The sequence below is a fragment of the Actinomycetota bacterium genome, assembly GCA_035765775.1.
Taxonomy (GTDB): domain Bacteria; phylum Actinomycetota; class CADDZG01; order JAHWKV01; family JAOPZY01; genus DASTWV01.
The window spans coordinates 98,123-107,551 of record DASTWV010000050.1; the positions used below are offsets into that span (position 1 = coordinate 98,123).

Here is a 9,429-nt window from a genome sequence, read left to right on the forward strand (position 1 = left end):
CGACGTCTATTGCCCACCGACTTCGAGCGGGGGGGGTGATCGGGGTTAGCCGCCTCCGAGGTACGGGGCGTCGCCGAGGGCGTACACGCTGCCGTCGGCGGTCGTGAGCCAGTAGCCCTGGCCCGACGGTGTGGTGGCGATCGACACCACCGGCTCGGGGGGATTGGTGGGGATCGACCCGTGGTCGGCGGCCGACCCGAAGGCCGACACCCGGCCGTTGGCGGTGGCCAGCCAGAAGCCCTGCCCCGAGGGGGCCGAGCAGATCGCCATCACCGGATCGGCGGCCCGGTTGACCACCGGTGTCGCGATCGACTGGGCGTCGCCCAAAGCGGTCACCTGGCCGTCGGACGACGCCACCCAGGCCCCCTTCCCCGACGGGGTCGAGGCGATCCCGACGAAGTAGCGCCCGCCGCCCGACGGGCCGGTGAGGGCCGGGGCGTCGCCGAAGTTGAAGACCTGGCCGGTGGTCGAGAGGAGCCAGTAGCCCTGGCCGTCGGGGGTGGCCGCCATGCCGGCGATGGTCGGCCCCGAGCCCACCGGCCCGGCGGAGGGGACCGCCCCGTAGAACGGGGCGCCTCCCAGGGCGAAGACGCCGCCGTCGGCGGCAACCAGCCAGTAGCCGCCAACCGGGTTCTGGGGAGCGGGCGCCCCGCCCACCAGGACCCGGTTGAGGCTGAGCCCGGTGGTCACGCTGCCCGACCCGGCGGAGCCGTGGTTGGACACACCGCCCAGCCCGGTGACGATCCGGTAGCCCTTGCCGTCGGTGGTGGGCACCCCGGCCACGACGTTGGCCATGATCGGCGGCGCGTGGAACCCCCCACCGTCGCCGACCCACTCCCAGTGCCAGGGTTCCGGGCACGGCCCGCCGCCGGGGACCGCCCAACCCGGGTGGTTCCACCCGAAGCGGGCCGCCTCGGCCACCAGCCACTTGTAGGTCGGCGAGGTGAAGGTGTCGACCGAGCCACTGGCGTCGGCGAAGTCGACCGCCTCGCCCCAGCCGTGCATCGAGGTGCCGCCCACCGCCGCGCACGCGCAGTTGCCCGACGTGCACGCGCTGCTCCGGTCCGCCTGCTGGATCTGCAACGGCCGGTAGCAGCGCTGGGAGGCCAGGCCGACGCCCTCGGCCCGGGCGATGGTGAACAGCCGCTCCAGGCTGGTGGCCGCCGGCCGGTAGGCGTCGCAGTTGCGGTCGACGTAGATCAGGAGCCCGGCGGTCATCGACCCGTTGGTGGCCCCCGGGACCGCGTTGGGCACGTTCTTGGGCGAGATGGCGCCGGCCAGGTGCACGCCCGGGCTGGGCAGCGGGGAGATCGAGGGGTTCGGGGTCACCGGGACGGCTGCGGGACTCTTGGCTGGGCTGGCCGAGGGACTGAGGACGGGGCTGGGGACCACGGTGCTGGGAGCCACCGCGCTGGGCACGCCGCTCGCCGGCGCGGAGGGGCTGGGAGAGGTGGGGCGGCTGGGGCTGGCAGCGTTTTTGGAGCCACACGCCGCCAAGATCACTGCCAGCACCAGCAGCACTGCGGCCCGACGTTTCGCCAACATCGAGCCGAAAGGATAGTGGCCCACCCCCCACAGCGGGTCCCCAGCCGCGCGGTAGTCAAGCGCCGCCGAGGTACCCTGTGGCGGCGGCGCTGCCTTCGAGCGGGGGGGACGGGCACACTGTCACCGCTGGTGGAGCGCCAAGAAAGACTCGTCCGAGGGGAAAGGTAGAGAGGGATGTCGGAGAACGCGCGCCAGTTCGACCCGCAGGACGCCTTATCGGCCGATGAGCCGCTCGGGCTGTCCCTGCTCGCCGACGACGAGGAGGAGGAGCCCTTCGCCTGGGATCACCTGACTCCACGGAACATTTCGCCCGAGCAGATGTCCCGCTACGAGGGCTACATGCGGGAGATCTTCGGGTCCCTCGGCATGAACCTGGACACCCCGGGCACCCGGCGCACTCCGGAGCGCTTCCTGAAGGCGATGCTCGACTCGACGTCGGGCTACGAGGGCGACCCCCGCCTCCTGACCGCCTTCCCCACCGAGTGCCGGGGGGGCCCCGACTGCCGGTTGAGCCAGGTGATCGAGGGCCCGATCCAGTTCTTCGCTTTGTGCGAGCACCACTCGCTGCCGTTCTTCGGGGTGGCCCACGTGGGCTATGTGCCCCACGAGATGATCATCGGCATCTCGAAGCTCACCCGCCTCGTCCGCCTGTTCGGCCGGCGGTTCACGGTGCAGGAGCGCATCGGGGTGGAGATCGCCGACACATTGGTCAAGGTACTGGAGCCCCATGGGGTGGCCGTCCACCTCGCCGCCACCCACCTGTGCACCCAGATGCGGGGGGTGAAAGAGGAGCAATCCCGGACGTGGACCTCCTTCTGGCGGGGCAGCTACGAGCGCGACCCCGCCATGCGGGACGAGTTCCTGCGGACCGTGGGGATCAGCGGGCGGTAGCCGCTATTCCTCATGCCGGCGGCGGGCCCGTGCAGGCCTGCCCAGCATGAACCCGGTGATGCCGCCGATGAGCAGGCAGCCCACAATCAGCCAGATCATGCGCGGGTGGCCACTGGTGATGATGAAGTTCACCCGCACCCGATTGAGGTTGCCGATCACAAAGATGATGGCGAGGATCACCAGGATGGCTGCCGCCACCGCCTTGCCGCCCCGGCCCTTGGCGATGCTGGAGCGCTCCGAGGGGGTGGGGGCGCCGCCGATGGGCGGGATGCCGGGGTCGCCGCCCCGGCCGGAATGCGACGATCCACGCCGGGATTTCGAGAGATCCTCCCAGCCCGAACTCATAGACCACCCATAGTCCACGTCATAGGCCACGTCATAGGCCGCATGGGATAAGGATAGTGCCCCGGCCTGTTGCCACTTGGGCGGGCCACCGCTATAGTCCAATGTAGACAGTCGAGGAGGGACGATGGCGACGCTCACGGTGGACCGCACCCGCACCCGCGAAGCCGTCCAGGAGGTCACCGATGCGCTGGTCGGCCTCGTCGGGTCGGTCCCCGACACCGGGGTGCGGATGCCCGACCACGACTGGACCGTGGGCGACGCCGCCTCGCACCTCATCATCGCCGCCCGGCTGTTCGGGGAGCTGGTCCAGGGGGTGCCGACGTTCTACGCCGAGTCCAACCGCGAGTCGCTGGCGGCGGCGAATGCCCACAGCCTGTCCACCCGGACCGAGCGGGACGGCCGGGTCCTGGCCGCCGATCTGGCGGAGTCGATGGGAGCGCTGTTGGCGGGCATGGCCGCCCGGCCCCCCACCCAGCGGATGCTGACCCCGATGGGCGACATGGACCAGGACATGCTGCTGTCCTACACGCTGACCCACCTCCTTATGCACGGCCACGCCATGGCCCGGGCCCTGCGCAAGCCGTCGCCGGTGACCCGGGAGCGGGTGAGCCTCACGCTGCCGTTCATCGCCGGGGCGATGCGCACGGTGCTGGCACCCGAGCGCGTGGGCCGGCTGACGGCGACCTACCTGATCCACCTGCGGGGTGGGCCGAAGCTGGCGGTGTCGTTCACCGGCGGGGCGATCGACGTGGCCACCACGGCGCCCACGCACGTTGACTGCCACCTGTCCGCCGACCCGGTCGCCTTCTTCCTGGTGGGCGTCGGCCTGGTGAGCCAGTGGGGCCAGATCGCCCGGTTCAAGATGCTGGCCTGGGGGACCAAACCCTGGCTGGGCCTCCGCCTCGTCGGGTTCTTCTCGCCGCCGTGAGCGACCCGAGCGCCATCCTGAGCGCAGGCGTCGGCGGGGGCGCCGGGGACGGCGCCCGGCCCGCCGAGCGCGTCTTCGCCAAGGCCTTGGTGTTCACCCCGCACCCCGATGACGCCGAGCTGGAGTGCGGCGGGACGTTGGCCAAGTGGGCCGACGCGGGCACCGAGGTGATCCTGTGCGTGGTCACCAACGGGGCCGCCGGCTCCAACGACCCCGACGTCGCCCGGCACTGGCTCATCGAAACCCGCCAGGCCGAGCAGCGGGCGGCGGCAGCCCTCCTCGGCATCAGCCACGTGGTGTTCCTGGGCTACGAGGACGGCTTCCTCGAGGATTCCCACGAGCTGCGCCGGGACATGATCCGGGAGATCCGCCGCCACCAGCCCGACGTGGTCGTCGGCCCCGACCCCGCCATGTACTACGCCGGGCAGTTCTACGTGAACCATCCCGACCACCGGCGGGTGGGGGAGGCCTTCCTGGCCGCGGTCAACCCGGGGGCCACCACCGTGCCCCTCTACCGCCGGGAGCTCTACGACCAGGGGTTCCTGCCCCACCAGGTCAAGGCGTGCCTGCTGGCCTTCTCGATGCAGGCGGACTACGCGGTGGACATCGCCGGGACCATCGACCGGAAGCTGGCCGCCCTGCACGCACACGATTCGCAGATGAGCGGTTTCCCGGGCCTGGAGGAGTTCGTGCGGGGCATGGCCGGGATGATGGCCGAGCAGGCCGGCGGTGGCCTGACGGCGGCCGAAAGCTACAAGGCGATCTTTTTCGACTGAGGCGGCCCTGAGCTCGCTCAGCCCTCGTCGGCCCCGAGATCGGGCGTGGCGGCGAACCAGATCCCCCCGACCCCGTTCCCGCTGGCCTCGCCCGCCTGCGTGTCGCCCGAGTAGGTGTACAGCGGGTGGCCCCCCACGATCACCTGGCGCCCGTTGATGTCCGAACGCACCGCCAGCTCCCCCTGGACCGTCGGCGTCGCCGTGGGCCGGCCGGAGTTCAGCAGCAACGGCGGCCACGTCGCCGCGCACCGCCCGGAGCACACCGAGCTGAGGGTGTCCGAGGTGCGGTAGTAGAGCGTCAATCCCTCGGTGGTGGTCAGCACCGAGGCGGCGGTGCCGCTGACGGTGGCCCGGCCGGCCTGGATGACCACCACGGGGTTGGCCGGGACGGTGGCGGAGGCGGCGCTCGGGTTGCCGGGCTTCGACGAGCACCCGGCCAGCGCCCCCGCCAGCCCGACGGCCAGCACCACGAGCCACATCGCCACCCGCCGCCTGACCATGACGGTCGGAAGGCTACCGCAGGATGCCGGTGTGGCCGAGCGAGTAGCGCCCGGGCTGCGGGTAGACGCACAGCCCGTGCGGCCCGCTGCCCACCGGGATCCGGGCGACGAGGGCGCCGGTGGTGGTGTTGAAGCCGTAGACCTCGGAGTTGTACCGGCCCGAGAGCCACAGGACGGAGCCGTCGGCCGAGACGCCGCCCATGTCCGGGCTCCCGCCCCCCGGGATGCTCCAGGTGGCCGCCACCTGCCGGTTGGCGAAGCTCACCACCGAGACCGACCCCGACCCCCGGTTGGCAACGTAGAGGTCCTGGGCATCCCGGCTGACGTACAGGCCGTGGGCGTTCTTGCCGGTGGGGAGGAAGCCCTCCTGGGTCATGGTGGCGCCGTTGACCAGGTACACGCCCCCGGCGGTCATGTCGGCGACGTAGAACGTCTTGCCATCGGGCGACAGCTTGATGTCCTGGGGTTGGGCGAGGGTGCGGCCCTTACTGGGCAGCTGCAGCGACGCCACCACCTGCTGGGTGGCGACGTCCACCTTGATGAGGTTGCCCCCGAACTCGCAGGTGGCCAGCAGGTAGGTACCGTCGGCGGAGAAGTCGATGTGGTCGACGCCCTTGCACGGCACCGGCAGCGAGTGGGTCACCTGCCAGGTGGACGGGTTGGCGAAGTTCAGCTCCTTCAGGCGCTCAGCCACCACGATGGCGTACTGGCCGTCGGGGGTGAAGTACAGGTTGTAGGGATCCTCGACCCGGATCGCCGGCCCCGGGCGCCCGGTGGAGGCGTCGATGGGCGTGAGCGAGTTGCCCTCGTCGCTGGTGACGTACAGCGTCTTCAGGTCCCAGGCCGGCACCACGTGCTCGGGGTCTTTGCCCACGGCGAAGTGCTCGACGATCTGGTCGGTCTTCGGGTCGATGACGTCCACCGAATTGGACAGCGTGTTGGGGACGTAGATCAGCGACGGATACCCCTTGACCGTCGGGCTGAACTGGTTGGCGGCATCGGCGGCGTAGATGTTGGTGGGGTTGAGGAGCGGGGGCATCCCGGGGAGCACGCTCTCGGTGGGTGTGGGCAGCCCGGGCACGAAGCTGGCCTGCGGGATGGGGGTTGCCGGCGGGGGCGTGGTGGCGACCTTCTTGCCGCCCTGGGTGGCCAGCAGGACGGCCACGAGGAAAACCACGGCGGCGATCAGGATGGGGACTAGCGGGCGGCGCACCGGTCGAGGCTACCGGATCGCCTGGTGATTAGGGGCGCCTGAGATCCGTCCCGGGATCGGGACTACCTGGGCCGGGCGCGGCGTTGTCGTCGGTACAGGAATCCTTCAGGGAGGACGAACCATGGACGCGATCACGAAGACCGAGGAGGAGTGGCGGCAGGAATTGAGCCCTGCCCAGTACCGGGTTCTGCGCCAGGCCGGTACCGAGGCCCCCTTTACCGGTGAGTACTATGACTGCCATGACGACGGGATGTACCACTGTGCCGCGTGCGGGGCGCCGCTGTTCTCCTCGGACGCCAAGTTCGAGTCAGGGACCGGCTGGCCCAGCTTCACGGAGCCCGTGGTGGCTGCCGCCGTCGAGTTGCACCGGGACCGCAGCCACGGCATGACCCGCACGGAGGTCCGGTGCGCACGCTGCGGCTCGCATCTGGGGCACGTGTTCGACGACGGGCCCCGGCCGGCGGGCACGCGCTACTGCATGAACTCGTGCGCGCTCGATCTCGAGCGCGGGGGTGCCGCATCGGTGGGCTCAGCGGGAGGCGACGACCAGTGAAGGCGACGTTCGGGGCGGGCTGCTTCTGGGGTGTCGAGGCGGCGTTCCGCCGGGTACCGGGGGTGACGGGCACCGCGGTGGGCTACGCCGGTGGCAAGACCGAGCAGCCGACCTATGAGCAGGTGTGCACCCACCGCACCGGGCACGCCGAGGTGGTGGAGGTGGACTACGACCCCGAGCAGGTGAGCTACGACCAGCTGCTCGACGTCTTCTGGTCCATCCACAACCCGACGACCAAGAACCGCCAGGGGTTGGACATCGGGAGCAACTACCGCTCGGTGATCTTCTACCGCGACGAGGCCCAGAGGGCGGCCGCCGAGGCATCGAAGGAGGCGGTGAACCACAGCGGGAAGCACTGGCGCAAGGTGGTCACCCAGGTCGTCCCCGAGGCGCCGTTCTGGCGGGCCGAGGAGTACCACCAGCAGTACTACGACAAGAAGGGCATCGCCAGCTGCGAGATCTGACCGCTGTCCCCCTGCAGGCATCCGGGAGGTGGCCCGAGCCCGAATACCCTGCGGGGTCCGAGCATGCAAGGAGGCGACGGTGCCTGAGTTCCGGTGAGTGGACGCAGGTGCGAACTGCAACGGACACTTCAAGGCGGCAACCAAGGAAGAGCTGATGCGGACGGTCTCGGACCACTTCAAGAAGAAGCACGGGGTCGATGACCCGACGCAGACCATCATGAACCTGGTCGCCAAGCTTTCGAAGTAGCCAGCAGCGCAGCGCCCCTCGGGAAGGGGCGCACGACAACCAACCAAGGACCGAACCGAGCATGCCCAACGCCGTGACGGCCGCCGGGGAGCGCAAGGGGTCGAAGATCGACCTCGGCGCGCGCCTCGTCATGACGAGGCTGTACAAACGGCTCTTCGCCCTGGGGCTCTGGCAGCACATCCGCTCGGTGGGTGGCACCCGCGAGCGGGGCCTGGGCGGGGCGAACTTCGTGACCCACGACAACGAGGCCTTCTTCCAGGACCTCATCAACAGCGGGTCGTTCTGCAAGGACTCCGCCGCCGGCGGCATCCTGCACAAGGGGGTGGTCTCCCTCCGGGAGGTGGGTGCCCAGCCGGCGTTGCACCTGGAACTCGGGGCGGATGACCGGATCTACGTGCACCTGGACGAGCACTCGCCCGTCGGGGGGATCAAGTCCGGCGGGGCCTGCCGGTACGAGACCTCGAAGGCGGCTGAGCACATCCGCCGGGACGTGTTCCGGGCGATCACCGGGAACCGCAAGGGAGAGGAGGCGCGTGCGGCTCCCTCCTCCCGGGAGCTCATGGCGGCCGAGACCGCCGTGCGCAAGGCCCGGGAGGGCAAGGACCCCCTCGCCGTGGCCCGCCCCGCCCTGGCCCTGGGGGCCCTGCTGGAGGGCCACGGCCACCGGGCGCGGGCGCAGCAGCTCTACCGTGAGGTGATGGCCTCGGGCGACGCCGACCTCGGCCCGGCGGCGGCGTTCAGCCTGGCCGAGCTCCTCGAGGAGGCCGGCGACGACGACGGCGCCGAAGCCGTGTACCGCTGGTCGGTGGCCTCCGGGCATCCCGAGTTCGGGGTGTGGGCGACATCCTCGCTCGCCGCCCTGCTGGAGCGCCGGGGCGACACCGAGGGCGCCCGAGCAGCCTACGAAGAGTCCTCCCGGTCCCACCACCCCGAGATCGGCCCGTGGGCGCAGGTCAAGCTGGGCGGCCTGCTGGACGAGCAGGGCGACGTCGAGGGTGCCGCCACCGCCTACGAGGCCGCCGTGGCCTCCGGCCACCCGGAGTTCGCCCCCTGGGCGGCGCTCGACCTCGCCTCCCTGCAGGAGGCGTCGGGGCAGCCGGAGCGGGCACTGGCCGGGTACCGGGCGGCGATCGGCATGGACCACCCCGACGCGACCCCGTGGGCCGGCCTGAAGCTGGCCGACCTGCTGGCGATGACCGGCGACGTGCCCGGGGCCCTGGCCGCCTACCAGGCGGTCGTCGCCTCCGAGCACCCGGAGGTGGCGCCCTGGGCGCTGCTGCGCTCGGCCAACCTGCTGGCCGAATCCGAGGACCCCGCCGATCTCGCCCGGGCCGGGGAACTGTACCGGGCGGCGGTGGCGAGCGGCCACGAGGACTGCGCCCCCGACGCCCTGGTGAAGCTGGCCCACCTGGCGGCCGACCGGGGTGACGCCGCCGCGGCCGAGACCGATTACCGGGCCGCCCTGGAGACCGCCCACCCGCAGGCGGCACCCGCCGCGGCGCTCGGGCTGGCTTCGCTCCTGGAGGATGCCGGCCGGACCGAAGAGGCCGAGCAGCTCTACGAGGAGGCCGCCTCGACCGATCTGGAGGACATCGCCCCGTGGGCCTGGCTGGGCCTGGCCGGCCTGCGGGCGGCCCGGGGCGATGTGCGCCGGGCCGAGGAGGCCTACCGGGCGGCTCTGGCCACCGGCAACCCCGACGCCGGGTTGAGCGCCGGCATGGCGCTGGGGACCCTGCTGGAGGAGGCGGGCGACGAGGCCGGGGCACAGGAGGCCTACCGGGCGGCCCTGGCGCTGCAGGAGGCCCGGGCGGGGGCCGGCGCCTAGCCCGAAGTTGCTCGCCCCCGGAGCCCAACTTTGGTTCTGACAAACAGAAATTGGCCTCTAGCGGTCTGAGAATGTAGACACTAAATCCGGCTGGTCGTACCCCGGCCGTGAGAGAATGGGCCATGCCCACAAGGGATGGTCC

The 9,429-nt window shown here is 71.3% G+C and carries 11 protein-coding genes; 7 read left to right on the top strand and 4 right to left on the bottom strand.

From position 1 onward, the window contains the following. Positions 1-45: 45 nt before the first annotated feature. Positions 46-1,545, bottom strand: a complete 1,500-nt coding sequence (locus VFW71_11410) for a D-alanyl-D-alanine carboxypeptidase family protein (protein ID HEU5003369.1) — start codon at positions 1,543-1,545, stop codon at positions 46-48. 174 nt (positions 1,546-1,719) lie between these two features. Here VFW71_11410 and folE point away from each other — a divergent pair, with 174 nt between their 5' ends. After that, positions 1,720-2,436, top strand: a complete 717-nt coding sequence (gene folE / locus VFW71_11415; GenBank protein ID HEU5003370.1) for a GTP cyclohydrolase I FolE — start codon at positions 1,720-1,722, stop codon at positions 2,434-2,436. Between the two features lie 3 nt (positions 2,437-2,439). Here folE and VFW71_11420 read toward each other — a convergent pair whose 3' ends face one another. Then, the gene (locus VFW71_11420) at positions 2,440-2,781 is read right to left on the bottom strand and encodes a LapA family protein (GenBank protein ID HEU5003371.1); all 342 of its coding nucleotides are present in this window, start codon (positions 2,779-2,781) and stop codon (positions 2,440-2,442) included. 124 nt (positions 2,782-2,905) lie between these two features. Here VFW71_11420 and VFW71_11425 point away from each other — a divergent pair, with 124 nt between their 5' ends. Next, positions 2,906-3,709 carry a maleylpyruvate isomerase N-terminal domain-containing protein gene (locus VFW71_11425; protein HEU5003372.1) on the top strand — a complete coding sequence of 268 codons (804 nt, stop codon included), beginning with the start codon at positions 2,906-2,908 and terminating at the stop codon, positions 3,707-3,709. Beyond that, entirely contained in the window at positions 3,706-4,485 is a 780-nt protein-coding gene (locus VFW71_11430; protein HEU5003373.1) for a PIG-L deacetylase family protein, read from the top strand. Before VFW71_11425 ends, VFW71_11430 begins: the two co-directional genes overlap by 4 nt. A gap of 17 nt (positions 4,486-4,502) precedes the next feature. Here the strand turns inward: VFW71_11430 and VFW71_11435 are convergent, their stop codons facing one another. Continuing rightward, positions 4,503-4,985 (bottom strand): hypothetical protein, encoded by a 483-nt coding sequence (locus tag VFW71_11435; protein HEU5003374.1) that lies wholly within the window; start codon positions 4,983-4,985, stop codon positions 4,503-4,505. Positions 4,986-4,998: 13 nt separating this feature from the next. Continuing rightward, positions 4,999-6,198, bottom strand: a complete 1,200-nt coding sequence (locus tag VFW71_11440; GenBank protein ID HEU5003375.1) for a beta-propeller fold lactonase family protein — start codon at positions 6,196-6,198, stop codon at positions 4,999-5,001. Positions 6,199-6,319: 121 nt separating this feature from the next. On the opposite strand from VFW71_11440, the gene msrB reads away from it, so the two are divergent. The 4 genes from msrB (at position 6,320) to VFW71_11460 (ending at position 9,287) form a co-directional block, all read left to right on the top strand. Continuing rightward, positions 6,320-6,751 carry a peptide-methionine (R)-S-oxide reductase MsrB gene (gene msrB / locus VFW71_11445; GenBank protein HEU5003376.1) on the top strand — a complete coding sequence of 144 codons (432 nt, stop codon included), beginning with the start codon at positions 6,320-6,322 and terminating at the stop codon, positions 6,749-6,751. Then, on the top strand, positions 6,748-7,215 hold the full coding sequence (msrA, locus tag VFW71_11450; GenBank protein ID HEU5003377.1) for a peptide-methionine (S)-S-oxide reductase MsrA: 468 nt from the start codon (positions 6,748-6,750) through the stop codon (positions 7,213-7,215). Before msrB ends, msrA begins: the two co-directional genes overlap by 4 nt. A gap of 97 nt (positions 7,216-7,312) precedes the next feature. After that, positions 7,313-7,462, top strand: a complete 150-nt coding sequence (locus VFW71_11455) for a DUF1059 domain-containing protein (GenBank protein ID HEU5003378.1) — start codon at positions 7,313-7,315, stop codon at positions 7,460-7,462. Between the two features lie 61 nt (positions 7,463-7,523). Beyond that, complete coding sequence (locus VFW71_11460) at positions 7,524-9,287, top strand: tetratricopeptide repeat protein (GenBank protein ID HEU5003379.1); 1,764 nt, start codon at positions 7,524-7,526, stop codon at positions 9,285-9,287. Positions 9,288-9,429 lie beyond the last annotated feature (142 nt).

Excerpts from the sequence above, each read along its gene's own strand:
- VFW71_11410 (HEU5003369.1), bottom strand. The coding sequence starts at position 1,545 with ATGTTGGCGAAACGTCGGGCCGCAGTGCTGCTGGTGCTGGCAGTGATC.
- folE (HEU5003370.1), top strand. The coding sequence starts at position 1,720 with ATGTCGGAGAACGCGCGCCAGTTCGACCCGCAGGACGCCTTATCGGCC.
- VFW71_11420 (HEU5003371.1), bottom strand. The coding sequence starts at position 2,781 with ATGAGTTCGGGCTGGGAGGATCTCTCGAAATCCCGGCGTGGATCGTCG.
- VFW71_11425 (HEU5003372.1), top strand. The coding sequence starts at position 2,906 with ATGGCGACGCTCACGGTGGACCGCACCCGCACCCGCGAAGCCGTCCAG.
- VFW71_11435 (HEU5003374.1), bottom strand. The coding sequence starts at position 4,985 with ATGGTCAGGCGGCGGGTGGCGATGTGGCTCGTGGTGCTGGCCGTCGGG.
- msrB (HEU5003376.1), top strand. The coding sequence starts at position 6,320 with ATGGACGCGATCACGAAGACCGAGGAGGAGTGGCGGCAGGAATTGAGC.
- VFW71_11460 (HEU5003379.1), top strand. The coding sequence starts at position 7,524 with ATGCCCAACGCCGTGACGGCCGCCGGGGAGCGCAAGGGGTCGAAGATC.